We start from the raw sequence: 21,737 nt of genomic DNA, 5'->3' as shown, positions 1-21,737 counted from the left end.
AGATAAGCCTCTACTTTCCTAGTGCTGTGGAGTATAGCAAAAACCTGATTTTTTCTGGGATTTTTTGTAACATTTCTGCTCACTCCTTCCTATTTTTGAAATACCCACAAGGTCTCACTCCCTGGACCTAATCATCTTATTCTCTCAGAAAATGGACCATTTTAACCCCTGGCACGACGTTGAGCGTGGCGAGAAGACGCCAAGTATTGTAAACGGCATCATTGAAATCCCGAAAGGATCGAAAGGTAAATATGAGCTTGATAAAAAAAGTGGCTTGCTCAAGCTAGACCGCGTATTATTCTCGGCTGTGCATTATCCTGCGGCTTACGGCTTTATTCCCCAAACCTATTGCGACGACAAAGACCCGCTTGATATTCTCGTTATCTGTTCTGTCGACGTGGTACCGATGTGCATCATCGAGGCCAAAGTAATCGGCGTGATGCAGATGGTAGACCAAGACGAGGAAGACGACAAGATCATTGCCGTAGCTGCCAACGACGTATCGGTAAACCACTACAACGACATCGCTGACTTGCCGCCACACACGCTGCTGGAGATGCGCCGCTTCTTCGAAGACTACAAAGCGCTAGAGCATAAGCAAGTAGTTGTAGAGCGTTTCATGGGCCGCGAAGATGCCTACCGCATCATCGAAGAGAGCATCAAGCTGTATAACGAAACTTTCCCGCTGGGAAGCGCTACGCCAGAGCCAACCCAACAGGCTGCTAACGTCGAGTTGTAAGCTGAACAAGTGCTTAGGGCTGGACAGTTACTAGCCTAAACAACAAAAACCTTCCGCGCTTGAGTGTGGAAGGTTTTTGTTGTTTAGGCTGGAGCAGAAGCAAATGTCTGGCTTTTCCATTACCAGCACTAGTGTTGATGATATGGCTGCTGCCAGCTAGGTAATTTTGTTGGTTAGAAGCCATTATGCTGACCTAGCTACTCTCAGACGGAACAGGACAAGAGGTAATTCTTAGCTGGAAAGAAGAGGCCAATAAGAAATTATTTAACCCTTCTTGAAGTGGCTTGTTTTCCACTCACGTATACGCTTCAACATGCGGAACCCCAGTCAACCTACACCTACTTCTGCCTCTACTTCCTTTGCCGGGTTGAAGCGTTGGGTAGACGCGGTTTTGTACAGTAGCGTATGGTTGTCGGCTGCGGCGGTTGGGCTTACCTGGGCGACGTTTTTATTCTGGCGCGCTGATGTGCCGCCGCGCCTAGCTATCATGATCTTCACGGCAACGCTGTTCCTCTACAACATTGACAGTGTATTGCCTTATAAACACAGTCAGCGGCTGATTTTGTCGGAACGCAAGCTGTGGATGATCAACCACCGGCGTGAGTTATTCTTATTAGCGCTGGGCGCCCTGGCTATAGCTGGGGTACTTTTCTGGCTAGATGGTTGGCAACACTTGCTAGTTTTTCTGGGTCATTTGGCGGCTATTTCGCTGCTATATTCCTTGCCCGTTATGCGAGTGGGAGGCAAGTGGCGCGCCTTGCGTGATTTTCCACTGCTAAAGGTATTTCTCATTGCTTATGTGTGGGCGGCTGTTACGGTATGGATTCCAGCTTTTTACCTAGGCAAGCCCTTGCTCTCACCTGTAGTATTGGTGCTGTTTGGCCGGCGTTTTCTCTTTATCCTGGCTCTCGCCTTTGTATTTGACATTCGGGATTACACCAAGGATCAACTCACGGGTACCCGTACCTTTCCAGGCGTATTCGGGGTACGTGCTACCAAGGTGGTCGCCTTGGTAGCGTTAGTGCTTTCCAACTTCCTAATTCCACAAGGCGCGGCTTTTCACCATGTACTCGTGCTGTCCTTGCCTACGTTGCTAGCCGGTGCTATCATTTGGTTTGCTGATGAAACGCGCCCCGATTATTACTTCGCGCTCCTGGCGGATGGCGTGCTGCTAGTGCAGTTTATCGCAGTGTACCTAGCTTCTTGAACCAGGTATAAGCAGCTGCCTGTGAGTAGTTGGCTTTAGAAGGGTTCTGTTGTTGTCAGCTCTTGAAAGGCGGGGCCTAGGAAGCGCGTGATGTCACCGGCGCTCAGGCCAGCTTCGCCGGTCTGCTGGGCAGCTAGGTCGCCAGCGCGGCCGTGCGCATACACGCCAAGTAGCGCAGCATCCAGCGGTGACAAAAAGGAATGGCCGCGCAAAGCGGTGAGTACGCCCGTAAGTACATCGCCACTGCCACCAGTGCCCATACCGGGGTTGCCAGTGCTGTTGAAGTAGAAGTTGCCTTCTGGGGTGCCTAGGCAAGTGTAAGCACCTTTCAATACTACATAGCAGTGATGCTGCTGACAGAAGTTGCGTAGAAGCTCTAACCGGTGGTAATCGTCGCGGGCAGGCTCTGTGAGGCGTTCGAACTCTTTGGGGTGTGGTGTAAGCAGCGTATCAGGTGGAAGTAGGTCGAGTAGGTCGCGGTTCTGGCCAAGCAAGTTTAGCGCATCCGCATCGAGCACCAGTGGTACGTTAGCGGTACGTAGTAACTGCACTAGAACCTCCTTCGTGGCTGCTTCCTGACCTATACCGGGTCCCATGCCAATAGCTGAATAGGACTTTAGGTCCGGTAGCTCCGTTAGGAAGTCATAGTGCGGATCGACCAAAGCCATGGCTTCGGGCACTATGGTTTGTACTACATCGTAGCCCACTGTTGGGGTGCGTAGTGTGAGCAGCCCAACACCACTGTGTAGGCATGCTTTAGTGGCTAGCACGGCAGCGCCTATCTTGCCCTTGCTGCCGGCTAGCAACAACGCGTGACCGTAGGTGCCTTTGTGCCCAAACTTGGCTCGCTTCGGAAGCTTGCCCGCCAGCAGCGTAGCGTCCACGAAGTGCATGTTCGTGTCCATTTGCTCGATGACTTCTCGGTTCAGCCCAATTGGAAGTAGGTGCCATTCGCCGAGAAATTTGGCATTCTGCGGAAGTAAGAAAGCTAGCTTTGGTAGCTCGAAACTGATGGTGTGACGCGCTTGCACAACGGCACTATCCTTGGGCTGAGGCGCATCCGTGAGTAAGCCCGATGGTATATCAATGGCGACTACCCGAGCGCGTGCGGTATTGAGGTGGTGCACTACTGTAGCCGCCAAGCCTTCCAATGGCCTGCTCAGACCGGTGCCAAACAAAGCATCAATGACCAGTGTACTAGGCGTAAGGGTTGGCAACTGTTCGGAAGCTAGCTCCGCTACTGGCACAGCAGCAGGTAAGCGCTGCCGATTAGTGGTGAAATCAGTGGAATGCTTTTCAGCCGGTAGGATCAGCACTTGCACTTGGTAGCCGCGTTGGTGGAGTAACCGAGCCGCAACCAGACCATCGCCCCCATTGTTACCGGGGCCAGCCAATACCAAGACTTCACCAGCTTCTGCTGGCGATTGGCGAGCGGTAAGCCAATCGGTGAAGGCCGTAGCGGCGCGCTCCATAAGCAGATCGGAGCTGCTGTTTTCTGCTCGGATGGTTGCCTGATCGACTTGTTTAGTTTGGGCGGCCGTCAGAATCTTCATAACAGTGGGTGTCAGGGCGTAAAAGGTGAGGTCTGCGTCGGTTTTCTACGTAGCATCGGCCAAGCTGGTCGGCTAAGCTTGGTAAAGCGACTCAGCCGCGAACGAGTACGCACGTCAAGTTGTTGATGAGAACTGGGCTGTAGTAACCTAGCAATAAGCGCTTACAAGCGGCAAGCTAGGTGCTATAAGCTCCGCTGCTGAGTAGTCAACGGTTGGGTTTAAACTTCCGGCCGCTGACTGCGTTTGCAGATATAGAGTACCTTTTGATTTGACTTCGTAATTAGAACGCCATGCAAACTTGGAATGATGTTATCCGCCTTGCTAACCACGGCAGCCCTGCGCCCGATCATCGGGTGGAGAAAACCGACGCAGAGTGGAAAGCGCAGCTCTCCCCCGAGCAATATCACGTAACCCGCCAACACGGCACCGAACGGGCGTTTACCGGCGAATACTGCGAGGCACACGAACCCGGTTTGTACGCCTGCGTGTGCTGCGGCACCCCACTCTACGATTCGAGCACTAAGTTCGAGTCGGGAACGGGCTGGCCTAGCTTTACGCAGCCCGTGCAGGAGAATGCCGTGAAATACAAGAAAGACACGAGCTATGGTATGACGCGCGTAGAAGTACTGTGCAACGTCTGCGATGCACACCAAGGCCACGTTTTCCCGGATGGGCCGCCGCCGAGCGGCTTGCGCCTGTGCATCAATTCGGCTTCCATCAAACTGGTGAAAGCGCAGCAAGAGGCGGTGTAAACACCCTTGCGTAAGCTGAAAGAACAAAAGCGGCTGACTTGTCAGCCGCTTTTTATTTGTGTGAAGATGACAAACCTAGGTTGCACTCAGGCTGGTAATTACGTGTTCTACGGAGGTAGATCGACTAGCACAGTACCTGCGTCGCTTGCAGAGCGCACCAGATGCTGCCGAACTTACCGTATCTTACTTACTACACCTTTAGCCTTCCCGCTTTATGTCACTGCTTTTCACAGATTTTGCTAGTTGGCAAGCTCACTGCGCCCAAACGCAGGAGCCCCTGTATCAGCCAGTGCTCGACTATGAGATTGAGCAGAAAGGCCGCACTGAAGCAGAGATTTGGGCGGGTTTGCAACGCGCTTACGACGTGATGCGCGATGCTGTACACGCCGGCCTGACCGAAAACATGACTTCTCGCTCAGGCATGATCAACAACGGCGCTAAGAAAATAGCTGCCTCACCCGTAACAGTGCTTTCCCCTGAGTTCAAACAACTTGTTACCCGGGCACTCGGCGCCAAAGAGGTAAACTCGTGCATGGGCAGGGTGGTAGCAGCCCCTACGGCGGGGGCTTCTGGTATTCTGCCCGGCGTGCTGGTTACCCTGCAAGATCTACACAAGCTTGAAGACCGCACCATCTTGGAAGGGCTGCTGGTGGCCGCAGGTATCGCACTGATTATCGAACAAAACGCTTCCTTGGCAGGCGCCGTGGGAGGCTGCCAAGCGGAGACGGGTAGTGCCGCGGCCATGGGCAGCGGTGCCATTGTGTATTGCCTGGGTGGTAGTGTGGAAGAAACTTTTGCCGCAGTTGCTATCACTATTCAGTGTATGCTAGGTCTGGTATGCGACCCAGTAGCTGGCTTGGTGGAAGTGCCATGCGTTGTGCGCAACGCGTCGGCCGCTGCTATTGCTTTCTCCTCAGCTCAGATCGCCATTGCAGGCGTCGACCCTGTCATTCCTGTTGATGAGTGCGTAGCCGCGCTAGGGGAGGTGGGGCAAAGCATGGAAACACGCTACAAAGAAACCGCCCTGGGCGGCTTGGCCAATACTCCGCGAGGCCGTCAGATTGAACAGCGCGTGTTAGTACAAGATATCAACATCCTGCCCGATGAATCCGCTGAGTGATGCAGAGCAAAAACATGCGACGACGAGTATAATCAACTAGATTCTAAAGCGTTGAAAACAAAAAAGCCGACCTAGCTAGGTCGGCTTTTTTTGATGGTTTTACGTTGTGCTATTGCTTCAGCACTTTCAGACGCTGTACCTGACCATTTGGTAGGGTAAGCTGTACGAAGTACATGCCACCCTTCAGGGCATCAAGGTCAGACATAGGTAGAGTCGATACTCCTTTATTAAGGCTCAGCGCTTGTTCCCGGACTGTACGGCCATTGATGTCGGTGAGACGCAGCGTAGCGGCACCAGCAACGCTTGTCTGTGCGGTGAGCATAACTTCTGAGTTGAAAGGGTTGGGAGCGGCCGAGAAAGCCACGGCAGCATCACCAAACTCGACTGCTTTAGGGCCATAGAAGGACTCTTTGCCATCTACATCTGACTGGCGCAAGCGGTAGTAGCGAATGCCAGTCTTACCTAGCTCTTGGTCGATGTACTTGTAGGTAGCGCCGATGCTGCTGTTTGGCGACTTGGGCGTGATGGTTGTAAGCGTGCGGAAGGAGGAACCGTCGGTCGATACTTGCACGTCGAAGCCAGCGTTGTTCTCCTCTTGTGCTGTAACCCAAGTTAGGGCGGCATCAGCGCCTTGGCGAGCGGCGGTGAAGCTGGTGAGAGCTACGGGTAGAGGAATTCGTTCTACGCTTACTGTGAAAAGTCCCGAGCCAGGTATTTGCCCTTTAGACACAAAATTATTGGCTGTGCTCTGGCCATCTTTGCCGAGTTGGTCGAATGTAGCACCTCCGTTAGTGGAACGATAGAGTACTAATAGGTTTTCATTCAGACTGCCCCGCTCAACATCCAGGTAATTAAACGTGATTTGAGCGGTAACATCATTTGCAGGAATAACATTGAATGAGCGCCGTACGCTTTGACCCGCTTTGCTAGCCGATGGATAAGAAATACTCGTAATACGAGTTACTAGCGTCTCGCCAGCATTGGCGCTGGTTTTTTCGTAGCGTAAACCTAAGTTACCGAAATTAGCAACATCTCCCTGGTTGACCACCTGGCGGGCGGTGACGGTACCACTTAGGTAAGTATTTTCCGCCTCATTCTGCATCGTGGCGTTACCAAGCAGTGTTACGTTATTAGTCGTCGGCAAAGTAGGATCGGTCATGAGAATACCTCCCTGAAAGCGCAACTCACCTTGCACAGTCATCTGGCCGATTAGCTTCTTATTGCCACTACCACTTACTTCAAAATTGAAAAAGTTGTCTCCGTCGAACGATTGATCTCCGTTTGCGGCTAGCTGGAACACACCGCCGCCTTGCTCAAAACCGCCTTGTGCATTGCTAAAATTGCCGAAAACTTCTAAGCGGCCATCTGTGAGTTTGAGTACTGCCTTGTTATTGGGTGCGTTGCCGTCGATAACTAAGTTGTGCACTTGAAAAGCGCCAGCTATAATGTTAGGGAATCTAGTTGGACCTACCGGAATTAATGCGTCATTTTCGCTGGTTGGTACATTGTTAGTCCAGTTTCCCGGGGTATTCCAATCCTCACTTACGTTACCAGTCCACGTAGTTGGCAAAGCTCCTCTTACCGTAAACGTTGCTCTGTAATTCCTGTCGAAGCCTTGGCTATCGTAGATAGAAGGAGTGGGATTGTTGTTTTCGTTGCCTTCGAAATATACCTCTAATACATACTTGCCATTACCAGTAGCTAAGCTAACTAGGTTGATACCTTGAGCCGTCTGATCCCAGAGTTTGTTAACGCCGCTCGAATTTCGATATCCTAGCTCAACGGAAGAGAAAGAGCCTGATCTGTTAGTTTCTGGGTAAATGCGATACCACATCCGAGTGGCAGTAACATCGCTACCTTGATTAAAAGTATTTGCCTCAGCTCCGTTGAGTACAAGGGTCCTAGTTGTGCTTGTACGATCGAAGGTCCCTAGGTCTTTGTTGTCGAACTTATCGTTCGGCACATCACTCGGTGCCTTGGTGGAGTAATATTGATTAGGAGTACCACCTCCATAATTGATAACGACGAAGTTTTTGAAAAAATCAGAAGCCTTCGCAGGTATAGAAAACCCGCTCAACAGTAAAGTAAAACCTGCTAGCAGCAGGGCCCGGTGCAGAAGAGAAAAATTCTTCCTAAATACAGCTAGATATAAGGAAGAATAAAGTGGGTGAGAATGTACAGATTTTTGCATGTTACCACTAACTAATTGGATGAGTGACGGCAAATATACGATAGAAGTAAATTTTAGATTGTTTTTATACCAAATGTCCAAACACGTGTTGTATGATTTATATAATAAAATATTATTAAAGTTTAATGAGTAAATGACTCTTAAGCTGGTTTAAATTGAATAGGACTAATAATTTATTTTAATTAATATTCAAATAAGACAAATAAATCAATTGTTAAGATTCTATTTATAAGTCATTATGAAAATTGCGCAGTAAGGTAATATTACGAGTAAGCCCTTCTGCTCACTTGCTCAAAACGTTCAGATCAGGCGACATGGTAAGCTTGGCCAAGTAATCAATGGCTTCGACATAGCGGCTACGCAGTTGGCGGTACTCGTTCCAAGCCTTTTCGCGGTCGGGCTTCAGGGCGATACCTAGGTCACCGAGCTGCTTGAAAGCAGTCAAAAACGATTCTCGATCGGGGTGCTCGATTGGGTCCTTATCCTCCGTTATGTCGGGTGCTTCGGCGTGGGCCTGGTGATCGAAGAAGCGCGACACCCGGTTAACAGATAAGCATCCTGCTTTAAAGCAGAGTTGCAGATCCGGGTCATCTTCTTGGTCTACGGTACTGATGATCAGCGCGGCCGTATCGAGAATGATGCTGGCCGCCGTGACCCAAGAGCGACCTGGCTGCGGGGAGCGAAAGAAAGATAAGATAGGCAGTGACGTGTGCGTTTCCTCAATCTCAACAAACCACTCTTCCCACTTCTCCCACTGTTGCTGGTCGTCTCGCAAACTGCCGCTACGGTTGAGCCACCGAATTAGAGTTGGGGCTGACCGATCGACGCCCGCGCGTAGCTCTAGGCGAGATACAACCAATTCCCGGCGGGAAAAAGCCTGGTAGATCGTGGGTAAGTACGAAATCAGCAGGGTCATGAGTAGCAATCCTAAGCCTGCTTCTGAGTAGGAAAAGGCGCTGATCCAGACGGATTCGGCGTTTTCGGCCCCTAGGGTAAGCAAAGCACTGCTGCTAAGACGGTAGCACTGCGTCCAGTCTTCCTCGCCTAAGGCCCAGAAGATGAAGGTATAACCTACGCTAACTATGGCCAACCATACAATAGGCAGCGAAATCAGGCCGAGCGGAGCATAGAGGGCCATGATCCGGTCGCGTTGTGCATAGGTTTTCCGACCGGCGGCTAATTGATTGAACACGAAGCGGACCCCCATAAAGGTCCAGTTGTTGATCAAAACCGACTCGTTGCGGGGCAGTACAAACGACCGCACCGCTGCCAAAACCGCATTGATAATCAGAAAAGCACCGCCCACAAAAGCTAGGATGTGCAACAAATAGGACCCGAACATAGAAAGCGTAGCCTGTGCTGCTGTTGTACTAGGCTCAGCTTGGAATAGTTAGCGCAAGGCCAAACTTCTATGACGGATTCTCGCTATTTGCGCTCCCGCCACATGCGGTTGAATGACTTGGGTGCTACTGCTAACGAGCCACGGCGCTTGTTCCAGGACAAGTCTAGCAGGCGGGTGAGCACGTAGTTTTTGGCGCGCGCTGGTAAGAGGTTCAGCAGCGTCCGGTTCAGCATGGCCCGCATCCAAAGCTTCACGGCCAAGCGTTCTTCTTTGTCGGTGAGGCCTTCCTGTACGCTTTGCTGCCGATTTTTGAGCAGAATATTGTGGATGTTGATCTTCACTGGGCACACGCTGGTACAGGCGCCGCACAGCGACGACGCATAGCTCAGGTGTTTGTTCTCGGCTAAGCCTGATAGGTGCGGGGTAATGACGGAGCCAATTGGGCCGGAGTACGTAGCCTCGTACGTGTGGCCCCCAATGTTCTTGTACACGGGGCACACGTTCAGGCAAGCGCCGCACCGAATGCAATGCAAGGCTTCGCGCTTATCGGGTTGGGCGAGCAGGTTGGTGCGGCCATTGTCGAGCAGCACCACGTACATCTCGTCGGGGCCATCCTTTTCTAGGGGCTGGCGCGGCCCGGTATAAATGGTATTGTAAACGGTGACCTGCTGCCCCGTGCCGCTTGTGCTCAGCAGGGGCCAGAACAAAGCTAGGTCTTCCAGCTTCGGAATAACTTTCTCAATGCCAACAATGGCAATGTGGGTGCGCGGAAACGTAGCCGACAAACGGGCGTTGCCCTCATTCTCGGTTACGGCAATGGCACCAGTATCCGCAATAAGGAAGTTGCCGCCGGTGATGCCTACCTCAGCCGTCGTGTACTTGTCGCGCAGCAGGTGCCGGGCCGTAAGCACCAGCTTTTGAGCATCGTCGGTGTAAGGAATACCTAGGTGCTTGACAAAGATGTTGGCAATGTCATGCTTGTTCAAGTGCATGGCTGGCGTTACGATGTGGTAGGGCCGTTCGCCGTTGAGCTGCACAATGTATTCACCTAGGTCGGTTTCGATAGAGTCGATGCCATTCTGGCCGAGGAAGTGATTGAGATGAATTTCCTCGGTGGTCATGCTCTTGGCTTTTACCACGGTGCGCGCCTTGCGGCGGGCCATGATCTTGCCGATTTCGCGCAGAGCTTCGTCCGCATTCTGCGCCCAAATGACCTTGCCCCCACGGGCCGTAAAGTTCTGCTCAAACTCAAGCAAGTACTGCTCTAGGTTGTTAATCGCCTTAGACTTCAGATGAGAGGCGCGCTCCCGAGCTAGCTCGTGGTCGTGGTACCAGGTGAGGCCGGTTTGCACAGCGGCGTTGTACTTGCCAATGTTGAAGCGAATCTTGCGCCGGTGCTCCAGATCAAAGGCTTTTTGCTCGGAGTCGGTAAGAAATTGCAGGACTTTGGTCATGGCAGCTAGGTGGTGGGTTCCCGCAGAGGCACGCGGAGAAAAAACGCAGAGGTTCGCAGAGACGACCTCCACGAACCTCTGACGGCAATCAGAATACTAAAGATACTTACGGTTTGTTGGAATCTACTACAATTCGGTTGTCTCGATTTGTTAGTTCCCAGGCCGTGTGGAACACCAAGCGGGCGCGAGTTTCCATCAGCGGAAATTCAATCTTGTCGACTTCGTCGGTTTCCTTGTGGTAGTCTTCGTGCTCACCAGTGGTGTAGAAGATTACGGGGATACCGTTTTTGGCGAAGTTGTAGTGGTCGGAGCGGTAGTAGATGCGCTCGGGTTCGTTGGGCACGTTGTAGCGGTAGTCGAGGTCAAGCTTCGTGTACTTGGTGTTGTTGGCCTCGTTGATAGCATGCAACTCCGACGACAGCTTATCCGAGCCTACCAGGCCCACGTAGTTGTCACCCTTCTTGTGGTTGTAGTCGATGCGCCCGATCATATCAATGTTCAGGTCGGCAATGGTGCTCGCCAGCGGGAACACCGGGTGTTCGGTGTAGTACTCCGAACCGAGCAGGCCTTTCTCTTCACCGGTTACGGTGATGAACAGGATGCTGCGGCGCGGACCGTGGCCATCTTTCTTCGCCTGCGCGAATGCCTGCGCTAGCTCCAGTACCGATACGGTGCCCGAGCCATCATCGTCGGCGCCGTTGTTCACTTTCCCATCCGTGATGCCGATGTGGTCGTAGTGCGCCGAGCACACCAGCAGCTCGTCTTTTTTGTCGGTGCCTTCCAGGTAGCCCATCACGTTTTCCGTCGTGACGTTTTCCTTGATAATAGGAGCTTTCAGCTTCGCGGGGCTAGCTTTCCACTTCACCGCTACAGGCTTGCCAGCTTGCAGCACGTCGGCCTGGTACTGCTGAAGCGCCGCGGGCGTGGTTCCGACCAGTGACGCACCTAAAGCAGGCGAAACGGAGAAAATTGCGTACGAAGCAGGCTTGGCTGCATCTTCCGTGGTTGCCTTGGGCAAGCCCATCTGCGACTGTTGCAAGTACGGCTTGATGCGGTTGATATTGGCCATGAACAGTGCCGCGTCGGGGTTGATGGTAATCACGCTGCGGGCACCTTTCTGCATGGCTGTCGTCATTTTGGCGCTGCGGTCGGTGCTCCATTTGCTGGGCTTGCCATCTGTGCCGAGCACAAACTTGCCTTCTTTGGTTTTGGGCTCGCCACCTAGCATCACCACGTCTTTGCCCTTCACGTCTTTGCCGGCGTAGTCGGAGTAGCCCTCCTGCTCGATGCCATAGCCCACAAAGACCGGCTGTAGGGTTGTTTCCTCCTGAAATGGCGACTTGCCGAAGATGAAGAAGTCTTCTAGCCACTTAAACGACTGCTTGCCCACCGTAAACGACACATCACCCCAGTGCGTGCGCTCCAGCTGGAAGTGCTGCACGTAAGGGTTGTCGGAGCCTTGTACCGGGCCGGTCAAACCTAGGTCTTGGAAATATTTGGCAATATACTCGGCAGCCATCTTCTGGCCTTTTTCGCCCGTTTCGCGGCCTTCATAGGCATCGGAAGCCAAGATAGATAGATGCTTGCGCAAGTCTTCCTGCGTGATGGTATTGGCATACGTCACCGATAAATCGGTGTCAGCTGCTGGTGCCGCGGTCGAAGCAGCAGTCTTGGCTGCTTTCTTCGCTTTTACTTTTTGCGCCGTTGCCGGCACGGCTATGCTACACGCTGCCGCAAAAAGCAGCGCATAAAAAGGATGTTTGTTCATGTAAAAAGAATGACATGTAAGAACGCGTCACGGCGTGTTCATCGTCTACGCCGCCTGTAAAGAATTACAAAAGCACGCTGCTCAGCAATAGAACGTGCCGTGGCGCTGGTTCTTACATTATTGCTTATTGGAATCGACTACAATGCGGTTGTCGCGGTTAGCTAGGTCCCAGGCGGTGTAGAAAATGAGGTGCACGCGCTTTTCCATCTGCGGAAACTCGATCTTGCTTACCTCATCGCCGGCGCCGTGATAGTCGGCGTGCACACCGTTGAAGAAGAACGCCACCGGAATCTTGTGCTTAGCGAAGTTATAGTGGTCGGAGCGATAGTAGAAGCGGTTCGGGTCCTGCGGATCGTTGAAGCGGAAGTCTAGGTCGATGTTGGTGTGCTGCTTGTTCTCAGCCTGCACAATGGTGTGCAGTTCTGAGGAAAGCTTGTCGGAGCCAATCACATACACGTAGGCGCCCTTGCCCTCGTGGTCTTTGTCGGTGCGGCCTACCATGTCGGTGTTCAGGTCGGCAATAGTCTGCGCGAGCGGCAACACCGGATGATCCGTGTAGTACTCCGAACCGAGCAGGCCTTTCTCTTCACCGGTTACGGTGAGGAACAAGATGCTGCGCCGCGGACTGTGGCCTTCCTTTTTGGCTTTGGCAAACGCCTCCGCCATTTCCAGTACCGATACCGTACCCGAGCCGTCATCATCAGCGCCGTTGTACACCTCGCCTTTGATTACGCCTACGTGGTCGTAGTGCGCCGAGCATACTAGGTACTCGTCTTTCTTGTCGGTACCTTCCAGCAAGCCCATCACGTTTTCGGTGACGAACTCCTGCTGATTTTGGGGCGTTTTGATCTGGAAGCTAACGGGTTTGAACGGCGCTGCTGCTTGGCTACCAGCTTTTGCCGCCGCTAGGTATTTGGTAACACCAGCTTCGTTCGTGCCTAGCATCTTGTAGCCCACTGCGGGCGTCACGACAAACGCTGCGGCCCGGCCACCACTTTGCTGCGGAGCATCCTTAAACATAATCGTTGGCCGATTCACGTACGCCGCGATGGGAGCCGTAGCCGCCGCAAACGAAGCGCCCGGTGTGAAGTTGACCAGGAATACGCTGCGCACGCCCTTGCTGCTGGCCGTGGCAATTTTCGAACGATACTCGTTCATGCCCGGCTCACTAACCAGCATGATTACGTCTTTGCCCTTCAGCTCCTTGCCAGCGTAGTCGGCTTCCAGACCATAGCCTACAAACACAGGTTGCACCGTGGTTTCGGTGGCGAAAGGTGTGCGGCCGTACCCAAGAAAGTCCGTGGTCCACTTATACGTCTGCTTGCCGATAGCTAGGGTGGCGTCGTTGCCCCAAGTGGAGCGCACCATGGTAAAGTGCTGCACGTAGGGGTTGTCGGAGCCTTGCACGGGGCCCACCAGACCTAGCTCTTGGAACTGCTTGGCAATGTATTCAGCGGCCATCTTCTGACCCTTTTCACCTGTTTCGCGCCCTTCGTAGGCGTCGGAGGCGATGATGGAGAGGTGCTTGCGCAGATCTTCCTGCGTGATGCTGTTGGCGTACGCAGTAGCTAGGTCAGCCGCAGAAGGTGCTGGGGCCGGGGTCATGGTGGGTTGCACCGGGGTAGTAGTAGCGTCGCCGCGGCTCTTTACTTTGGTTTTGCCCTTGGCCGGCGCTTGCTGCGCCCCGGCAGAAGTAGCACAGCACGCCGCTAGCAGCAGCGCGTAAAAGGTGTTCTTGTGCATGGAGTAGAATGAGGGAATGAAATAGCGAAGCAAAGACACAAGCCTAAGCAAAAGCTTGCATCACACCACCGAAATAGGTGCTAGGTTGGCGCGCCGGCTTACGACTTAGTAATGAGCACGCTGGCGTAAGCAGCGACACCTTCCCGGCGGCCGACAAACCCTAGCTTTTCGGTAGTCGTGGCCTTAATGGAAATGTCTTCCGTGGGAATGCGCAGGACGGCTGCCAAAGTTTCCTGCATAGCCGGAATGTGCGGATTTACCTTGGGCGCTTCTAGGCAAACGGTTGAGTCGATATTGGAAATAGCGTAGCCGCGTTCCTCCAACAGGCGCACCACTTCAGCCAGCAAACGCTTCGAGTCAATGCCTTTGTACTGCGGGTCGGTGTCGGGGAAGTGGAAACCGATGTCGCGGAGGTTGGCGGCGCCGAGCAGGGCATCACAAATCACGTGGATGAGAACATCGGCGTCGGAGTGGCCGAGGGCGCCGTGGGTATGCGGAATCTGGACACCGCCGAGCCAAAAAGGAAGCCCCTCGCGGAGCTGGTGCACGTCGTAGCCGAAGCCGGTGCGAATTTTCATAAAGCAGAAGCTAGGTAAGGAAGACGGCTGCCAAGGTACAACACACCCGGTATTAGTCTGTGCTCAGATTATGGTAGTGTTAACAAATGGCTGATACTCAATAGGATGGTATGAGACAGGCTGCTTTGTGATCCTGAAAAAATATTTTCTCAATCTTAAAGTATCCGGTACAGCTCACCGTCTTAGAAGGTGAAAGTGATAGCGCATATGATGTATCATCGGAAAATTTTAGTGGAAACTTTGGGAATGAAAAAAGTTTCCGATGTATCTTTGTCCCAGAATTATGGAAATCAAAGATCGGATTCTACAATCAGCCGGGGCGCTGTTCTCGCAACGAGGCTTGAAAAGCGTCTCCATGGATGACATTGCGACCCACTTGGCCGTGTCGAAAAAGACGCTTTACAAGTGGTTCGAAAACAAGGACCAGATTGTGCAAGCCACTCTGGAGCAATACTTAAGCAATAACCAGTGCGAAGGCCAACAATTACTCAATGGGGCTGCTAATGCCATTGATGAGTTCTTTCTGATGCTGGAGTGGATTCGGAACCATTTCGCCGACATCGTTCCGGGTATTTTCTACGACATGCAGAAGTATTACCCAGGAGCTTGGCAGCTGTGGTTAGAACACAAGAACACTTTTATTCTAGCGCAGATTAAGGCCAATCTGCAACGCGGAATTACTGAAGGGCTTTACCGCCCCGAGCTAGACGTGGAAGTGATAGCCCGCATGCGTTTAGCCCTGATTGAGTTGTTGTTGAATGCAGAAGTTTATCCACCTCGTCAGTTCTCTCAGCAAAGGGTGCAAACCTGTATCCTAGAGCATTTTATGCTAGGTATCGCCAGCCTTAAAGGCTACAAGCTTATCAACCAATACCGTCATGTGACGGAGGAAGAATAACCTCGCTTATTCCGTACACTCTCCTTTCTATCGTATGAAAAATTCGCTTCGCCTCCTGCTACTTCTGGCAGCGCTAAGCTTTCTGGGAATGCAAAAGCTGCTTGCCCAGACGCCTTCCACTGGCCAGCCGGTTGCTACTTCAACGCCGTTGGCGCTGTCGCTGCAACAGGCTGTTGATTACTCGCTTAAGAATAAGTCGACGCTACAGGCTACTCGTATCAACGAACAGCTAGCTGATGCTCGCATTGGGCAGATTAAGTCGCAGGGTTTGCCACAGGTGAATGTGGCTGCCACGCTGACGGATAACTTCAAACTACAAAAATCCCTAGTTGATTTCGGGGCGTTTGCCGGTCCGCAACTGCAAGGTGCTACCCTTACCAGTACTGACATTGTTACTGCGCAGTCTGGTCAGCCTGTTACCTTGCAACCTGCTTATAAAGAGGCTGTTGCTACTCCGCCCCAACCACTGGCGTTCGGCTTGCAATACGCTGGCAACACCTCGGCTTCCTTCTCGCAACAGTTGTTTAATGGTTCTTATCTATTGGGCCTAAAGGCAGCAAAAGTGTACCAGCAATTGGCAACCAAGCAGACGGTACAGAGTGAGGTGGATGTGGTGGAGCAGGTTTCGAAAGCTTACTACAGCACTCTGGTAGCCAGTGAGCGATTGAAACTGCTGTCTCGCAACGTGCAGCGCCTCGATACGCTTCTTTATCAAACGGAGCGCACCTTTAAAGAAGGATTTGTTGAGAAGCTGGATGTACAGCGCTTACAAGTGCAGCGTAATAACCTGCGCATTGAGCAGCAGAACGCTGAACGCCTGATTAATCTGAGTGTAGCCTTACTGAAGTTCCAGATGGGCCTCGACCAGCGTCAGCCGGTGCAGCTGACTGACTCGCTAAGCACAGCTGTATTAGACGCTGAGCGACTCAAACAGCAGGTAAGCCAAGTGGAGAAAGACTTTAACTACAGTAACCGTGTTGAGTACTCGGTGCTGGAAACCCAGCGCGACCTAGCTGCCCTCGACGTGCGCAACCAACGTGCAGGCTATCTGCCTTCACTAAATCTGGTGGGCGCTTATGGTTTCATCGGCTCCGCGAAGTCGTTGCCCGGCCTATTGGAATTCCGCGGTCCTAACTCTCTGGACCCTGTTACCAACTTCCCTAATCAGAGTTGGTTTGGTTTCGGCAACATAGGCTTACAGTTGCAAATCCCGGTGTTTGATGGTTTTCGCAAGAAGTACCTGGTACAGAGTGCTAAGCTAACGCTGGAACAGCTGAATAAAGGCTTTACAACTCTTCAGCAGAGCATCGACTTGCAGCGGACCCAAAGCCAGACGACGTTGCAGAACGACCTGGATGTGCTAGTTAACCAGAAAGCTAACCTAGACCTAGCTACCGAAGTGGCCCGCGTGGCGAAAGTGAAGTTTCAAGAAGGGGTGGGCTCCAATGTGGAGCTAGTGACGGCCGAAACGGACTTGCGCCAAGCACAGACGAACTACTACTCCGCGCTCTACGATGCGCTGGTGGCTAAAGTAGACTATGACAAAGCAGCCGGTACCTTGTACAAAAAGTAAGCAGCCCGCGCACTCTATATGACTTATTCGAACCGCTTTTCCCCAATGAAACATACTACTTCTGCCGCGCTGCTGGCGCTGGCAATGCTGGCCGCTTGCGGTGGCCAAAAAGATCCTGCTGCGGAACTGGCTGCGCTGAAAAAAGAACAAGCAAACAACCAGGCCAAGATTGCGGAGCTAGAAGCTAAGGTAGGCCCCGACAAGAGCAACGCGGCTGCTATTGCGGTACCAGTAGGCATCATCAAAGTGCAGCCGGAGGATTTCCGGAGCTACCTGGAGGTACAGGGCCGTGCTGACTTCGATCAGAATGCAAACGTGTCGGCGCGGGCCTCCGGGACCATCACCAATATCCGCGTGCAGCGCGGCGACCGTGTCGGTAAGGGCCAAGTGCTAGCTACCCTCGACGCGGCTGTGCTCGAATCTGGTATTGCCGAGCTACGCACCCGCCTCGACTTGGCGCGCGTGTTGTTCGAGAAGCAAGACCGCCTCTGGAAGCAGCAGATCGGCACGGAGGTGCAGTATCTACAAGCTAAAAACAACTACCAGGCGTTGCAGCGCAACCTCGCTACCCAGCAGCAGCAGCGCGACCTCTACAACGTGCGGGCGCCTTTCTCGGGTACCGTCGATGATGTGCCAGCTAAAGTTGGGGAGCTAGCTTCGCCGGGTGTGCCCGTCGTGCGGCTGCTGAGTGGATCGTCAGGCAAGATTGTGGCCGACATCTCGGAGGCGTATGCTAACAGCATCAAGGCCGGTGACAAAGCGTTGGTCAGCATCCCTGACCTAGGTGCTGAGAACCTGACTTCGACGGTACGTACCGTGAGCCGCATCATCAATCCAACGAGCCGCACCTTCACCGTGGAGCTGCGTCTTAATGGGAAAGAGGGTGCTCAGCTTCGCCCCAACATGGTAGCCTCAGTCCGCATCCAAAACTACAACCGCGCCAACGCCACCGTAGTACCCGTTGACCTTGTGCAGAAGGATGAGGAAAACAGCTACGTGTATGTGGTAGAGCAGAAAGGTAATCAGAAAATTGCTGCCAAGCGCGTTATTCAGACTGGTGCCACTTACAACGGGAAAGTGGAAGTAACGAAAGGTCTAGCCGCTAACGACCAAGTAATCTCAGCGGGCTATCAGAACGTGAACGAAGGGCAAGTCGTGACCTTATAGGTTGAGGCTAGTCGTTGAACGACAACTAAATCGACTATGCAGGACATTGAGAAAGAATTCAAGCCGACCAGTTGGTCGATTGATAACAAAACTAGCGTATACATTATCACGCTTCTCCTATGCGTGGCGGGGATCTTTGCCTACATCAAGCTAGGCAAAGAGAAATTCCCTGACATCGTAATTCCGCGCATCATCGTGGCCACGATTTACCCCGGCACTTCGCCAGCCGACATCGAGAACCTCGTGACGCGCCAGCTGGAGAAGGAAATCAAGTCGGTAAACGGGGTGAAGAAGATTAACTCCACCTCCAACCAGGACTACTGTATTGTCGACGTAGAGTTTAACTCTGGGGTAGATGTGCAGTATGCCAAGCAGCTCATCAAGGATGCCGTGGATAAAGCTAGCTCGGAACTACCGAACGATTTGCCTACGCCTCCTACTGTGCAGGAAGTGAACCTGTCGGAGGTGCCGATCATGAACATCAACTTGGCCGGTAACCTTCCCCTCAATCAGCTAAAGAAGTACGCCGACGACTTCCAGGACAAGATTGAAGCGCTGCCCGAAATCACCCGCGTCGATATTATCGGTGCGCTTGAGCAGCAAGTGAACGTCGATGTCGATTTGAACAAGCTGCGGGCGTCACGCCTAGGTTTCACCGACATTGAAGGGGCTATTGCCCGCGAGAACATTACTATCTCGGGCGGTTCCATCGACGTGGGCGACCAGAAGCGTGCTGTGCGCGTGGCTGGTCAATATGCCAACGCAGCCGACATCGCCAACATCCAGGTGAAAAACCTGAACGGTGCGGCAGTGCGCCTCGGCGACATTGCCACCGTGCAAGATGCCTTCAAGGACCGGGAGTCATACGCCCGCCTCGACGGCAAGCAGGCTATTACCCTGAACGTAATTAAGCGCCAGGGGGAAAACCTGATTGATGCTTCCGACAAGATTCAGCAGATCATTAAGGAGTCGAAGCAGGCGCTTCCTAAGGAGTTGACCATCACTGTAACGGGTGATACCTCGAACGACACACGCGTAACACTGAATGACCTGATCAACACCATCATCATCGGCTTCATCCTGGTGACGCTGATCCTGATGTTCTTCATGGGTACCACCAACGCCTTGTTCGTAGGTCTATCCGTGCCGATTTCTATGTTCTTGGCCTTCGTGATGCTGCCCACGCTGGACTTCTCGCTGAACATGATTGTGCTGTTCGCCTTCTTGTTAGCGCTCGGTATTGTAGTGGACGATGCCATTGTGGTAATCGAAAACACGCACCGCTTGCTGCACGAGCACCCCAACCTGACGACGGCGCAAGCCGCTAAATACGCAGCAGGCGAGGTATTCATTCCGGTGCTAGCTGGTACGCTCACGACGGTGGCGCCTTTCGTGCCGCTCATGTTCTGGCCGGGCATTGTGGGTAGCTTCATGTTCTACCTGCCTGTTACGCTGATTCTCACCCTGATGTCGTCGCTTATTGTGGCCTTCATCATGAACCCGGTGTTTGCCGTGTCGTTCATGGAGCGCGAAGACCACCACAGCGGCGAGAAGCCCAAGCTGACCAAGAACTTCTTGATTGCTATGGGTGTGCTGCTGCTCATTGCCGTGATTGGTTACGTGTCTGGTTCGCCTTTCGTGGGCAACCTGTTCGTGTTCGTCATCCTGTTTTGCGTACTCGATAAGTTCGTGTTCGTGCACTGGATTGCTGGCTTCCAGACCAAAGTGCTACCCCGTTTCCAGAATGGCTATGCTAGCTTGGTGCGGATTGCCGTGGGCGGCTCTATTTGGCGCCAGGCAGGTATCATGGTCAGCCTGATCGTGTTGTTCTTCCTGTCGATTTTTGCGGTGGGCGTACGTAAGCCGAAGGTTGACTTCTTCCCGAAAGGCGACCCCAAGTTTATCTATACGTACCTCAAAATGCCAGTGGGCACGCGGGTAGAGGTAACGGACTCGGTAGCTAGGGTGCTTGAGCGTCGTATCTATGGCGTCATCGGGGCCCATAATCACGACGTGGAATCTGTCATTACCAACGTTGCTATCGGTGCTGGTGACCCCGGCGAAGCTACCGCATCAGGTACGTCGCAGTCGAACCTAGCCAAGGTGGCAGTGGCCTTCAAAGAAAGCGGCGAGCGGACTGGTAAGCCCACCCGCGATTACATGGACCAAATTCGTGAGGCCGTGAAAGGCGTTCCGGGCGCCGAAATTTCGGTTGACCAGGAAGCGAGCGGCCCGCCTACGGGTAAGGAAATTGCCATCGAAGTAGCTGGCGACGACTACCCAACTTTGGCGAAGCTGTCGAAGAAGGTCACGCGCTACGTCGATTCGCTAAACATTGGCGGTATTGAGCAACTGCGCTCTAATCTAGAAGACCGCAACCCAGAAATTGCCGTGAATATTGACCGGGTGCGGGCCAACCGCGAAGGCATCAGCACGGCGCAGATTGGTTCGGAGGTACGCACGGCCATCTATGGTTTCGAGGCTAGCAAGTTCAAAACGCCTGATGATGAGTATCCAATCCAGGTGCGCTACGCTAAGCCGTACCGCGAAGACATTGATGCCATCGTCAACTCGCCCCTTACGTTCCGTGACGCCACGGGCCAAGTGCGGCAGGTGCCAATCTCGTCGATTGCTAGTGTGAACTACGGCACGACCTACGGCGGTATTAAGCGCAAGGACAACAAGCGTGTTATTACCATCTCGTCGAACGTGTTGAGTGGCTACACCGGCCCCGACGTGGTGCGCAACATCGAGCAGGCACTAAAGTCCTTCCGGACCCCGGCCGGCTACAACGTTCGGATGGGTGGTGCGCAGGAAGACCAGCAGGAAACTAGTAGCTTCCTCGGGGTAGCAGCCCTAGGTGCTTTGGCCCTCATCTTCCTCATCCTGGTAACGCAGTTCAACTCGGTGAGTAAGCCGCTCATTATCCTATCCGAAATTATCTTCTCGGTAATCGGGGTAATGCTAGGTCTGGCCATCACAGGCATGAACATCAGTATCGTGATGACGGGCGTGGGTATTATTGCGCTGGCAGGTATTGTGGTGAAAAACGGTATTCTGCTCGTGGAATTCACCGACATGCTCCGCTCGCAGGGGATGCCGCTTCGTGAAGCCATTATACTGGCTGGTCGTACGCGTCTGAACCCGGTAATCCTGACGGCTACGGCCGCTACCTTGGGTCTGATTCCGCTGGCTATTGGCTTGAACATCGACTTCTACGAGCTGTTCAACTCCTTCCACCCGCACTTCTTCATTGGGGGTGAGTCCGTAACATTCTGGGGTCCGCTCGCCTGGACGATTATTTTCGGGTTGGTGTTTGCAACCATGATTACCCTGTTGGTAGTCCCTGTTATGTACTTATTGAACGAGACTCTTCGTTCTAAGATCACCGGCGTTAATCCAGACGCTCCGCAGACGCCGCCCGCCGACGCGGAAGAGATTCACGCAACCCGCCCTCCTGTGCTGGCCGAAGCGTAAGTCGGTTGCCAGTCCCTACTTGTCTGTTACTAGTTGCCCGTTGTCTATTAGCGAAGTCTGTTGCCGAAAATGTTGCGTTAGTTGCTGCCTGTAAAAACGTCAACTCGATCAACAGACCTAGCATATGACAGCGGGCGGCTAGCTTAAATAGTTGCTTTCCCTTTTCTCTGTCGTT

At 52.9% G+C, this 21,737-nt stretch carries 15 protein-coding genes; 8 read left to right on the top strand and 7 right to left on the bottom strand.

The features are described 5' to 3' along the window. Nucleotides 1-151: 151 nt before the first annotated feature. Both SD425_RS22825 and SD425_RS22820 read left to right on the top strand, forming a co-directional pair. Nucleotides 152-739 (top strand): inorganic diphosphatase, encoded by a 588-nt coding sequence (locus SD425_RS22825; RefSeq protein ID WP_324672621.1) that lies wholly within the window; start codon nucleotides 152-154, stop codon nucleotides 737-739. 313 nt (nucleotides 740-1,052) lie between these two features. Then, the gene (locus SD425_RS22820; RefSeq protein WP_324672620.1) at nucleotides 1,053-1,946 is read left to right on the top strand and encodes a UbiA family prenyltransferase; all 894 of its coding nucleotides are present in this window, start codon (nucleotides 1,053-1,055) and stop codon (nucleotides 1,944-1,946) included. 35 nt (nucleotides 1,947-1,981) lie between these two features. On the opposite strand, the gene SD425_RS22815 is transcribed toward SD425_RS22820, so the two are convergent. Then, entirely contained in the window at nucleotides 1,982-3,499 is a 1,518-nt protein-coding gene (locus SD425_RS22815) for an NAD(P)H-hydrate dehydratase (protein ID WP_324672619.1), read from the bottom strand. Nucleotides 3,500-3,789: 290 nt separating this feature from the next. On the opposite strand from SD425_RS22815, the gene msrB reads away from it, so the two are divergent. Both msrB and sdaAA read left to right on the top strand, forming a co-directional pair. Next, nucleotides 3,790-4,251, top strand: a complete 462-nt coding sequence (msrB, locus tag SD425_RS22810; protein WP_324672617.1) for a peptide-methionine (R)-S-oxide reductase MsrB — start codon at nucleotides 3,790-3,792, stop codon at nucleotides 4,249-4,251. Nucleotides 4,252-4,465: 214 nt separating this feature from the next. Then, entirely contained in the window at nucleotides 4,466-5,371 is a 906-nt protein-coding gene (gene sdaAA / locus SD425_RS22805; RefSeq protein ID WP_324672615.1) for an L-serine ammonia-lyase, iron-sulfur-dependent, subunit alpha, read from the top strand. 109 nt (nucleotides 5,372-5,480) lie between these two features. On the opposite strand, the gene SD425_RS22800 is transcribed toward sdaAA, so the two are convergent. From SD425_RS22800 to ispF, 6 genes are all read right to left on the bottom strand, one after another. Beyond that, complete coding sequence (locus tag SD425_RS22800) at nucleotides 5,481-6,797, bottom strand: T9SS type A sorting domain-containing protein (RefSeq protein WP_324672612.1); 1,317 nt, start codon at nucleotides 6,795-6,797, stop codon at nucleotides 5,481-5,483. A gap of 1,048 nt (nucleotides 6,798-7,845) precedes the next feature. Next, on the bottom strand, nucleotides 7,846-8,904 hold the full coding sequence (locus SD425_RS22795; RefSeq protein WP_324672610.1) for a hypothetical protein: 1,059 nt from the start codon (nucleotides 8,902-8,904) through the stop codon (nucleotides 7,846-7,848). 83 nt (nucleotides 8,905-8,987) lie between these two features. Further along, nucleotides 8,988-10,358 (bottom strand): LutB/LldF family L-lactate oxidation iron-sulfur protein, encoded by a 1,371-nt coding sequence (locus SD425_RS22790; protein WP_324672608.1) that lies wholly within the window; start codon nucleotides 10,356-10,358, stop codon nucleotides 8,988-8,990. A gap of 106 nt (nucleotides 10,359-10,464) precedes the next feature. Continuing rightward, nucleotides 10,465-12,126, bottom strand: coding sequence for a M28 family peptidase (locus SD425_RS22785; protein WP_324672605.1), 1,662 nt, complete (start codon nucleotides 12,124-12,126; stop codon nucleotides 10,465-10,467). Between the two features lie 117 nt (nucleotides 12,127-12,243). Continuing rightward, complete coding sequence (locus SD425_RS22780; RefSeq protein WP_324672602.1) at nucleotides 12,244-13,908, bottom strand: M28 family peptidase; 1,665 nt, start codon at nucleotides 13,906-13,908, stop codon at nucleotides 12,244-12,246. Between the two features lie 59 nt (nucleotides 13,909-13,967). After that, nucleotides 13,968-14,447 (bottom strand): 2-C-methyl-D-erythritol 2,4-cyclodiphosphate synthase, encoded by a 480-nt coding sequence (gene ispF, locus SD425_RS22775; RefSeq protein ID WP_324672599.1) that lies wholly within the window; start codon nucleotides 14,445-14,447, stop codon nucleotides 13,968-13,970. Nucleotides 14,448-14,730: 283 nt separating this feature from the next. On the opposite strand from ispF, the gene SD425_RS22770 reads away from it, so the two are divergent. From SD425_RS22770 to SD425_RS22755, 4 genes are all read left to right on the top strand, one after another. Further along, nucleotides 14,731-15,345, top strand: a complete 615-nt coding sequence (locus SD425_RS22770) for a TetR/AcrR family transcriptional regulator (RefSeq protein ID WP_324672596.1) — start codon at nucleotides 14,731-14,733, stop codon at nucleotides 15,343-15,345. An 88-nt stretch (nucleotides 15,346-15,433) separates the two neighbouring features. Further along, nucleotides 15,434-16,918: a TolC family protein gene (locus SD425_RS22765; protein WP_324672594.1), complete on the top strand. Its 1,485-nt coding sequence runs from the start codon at nucleotides 15,434-15,436 to the stop codon at nucleotides 16,916-16,918. 45 nt (nucleotides 16,919-16,963) lie between these two features. Next, complete coding sequence (locus tag SD425_RS22760) at nucleotides 16,964-18,085, top strand: efflux RND transporter periplasmic adaptor subunit (protein WP_324672592.1); 1,122 nt, start codon at nucleotides 16,964-16,966, stop codon at nucleotides 18,083-18,085. A gap of 36 nt (nucleotides 18,086-18,121) precedes the next feature. Further along, nucleotides 18,122-21,562, top strand: coding sequence for an efflux RND transporter permease subunit (locus tag SD425_RS22755; RefSeq protein WP_324672590.1), 3,441 nt, complete (start codon nucleotides 18,122-18,124; stop codon nucleotides 21,560-21,562). The last annotated feature ends 175 nt before the right edge of the window (nucleotides 21,563-21,737 follow it).

It is taken from the genome of Hymenobacter sp. GOD-10R (assembly GCF_035609205.1).
Taxonomy (GTDB): domain Bacteria; phylum Bacteroidota; class Bacteroidia; order Cytophagales; family Hymenobacteraceae; genus Hymenobacter.
The sequence above is the reverse complement of the archived record's forward strand: the minus strand, read 5'-3'. Positions and strand labels throughout refer to the sequence as shown.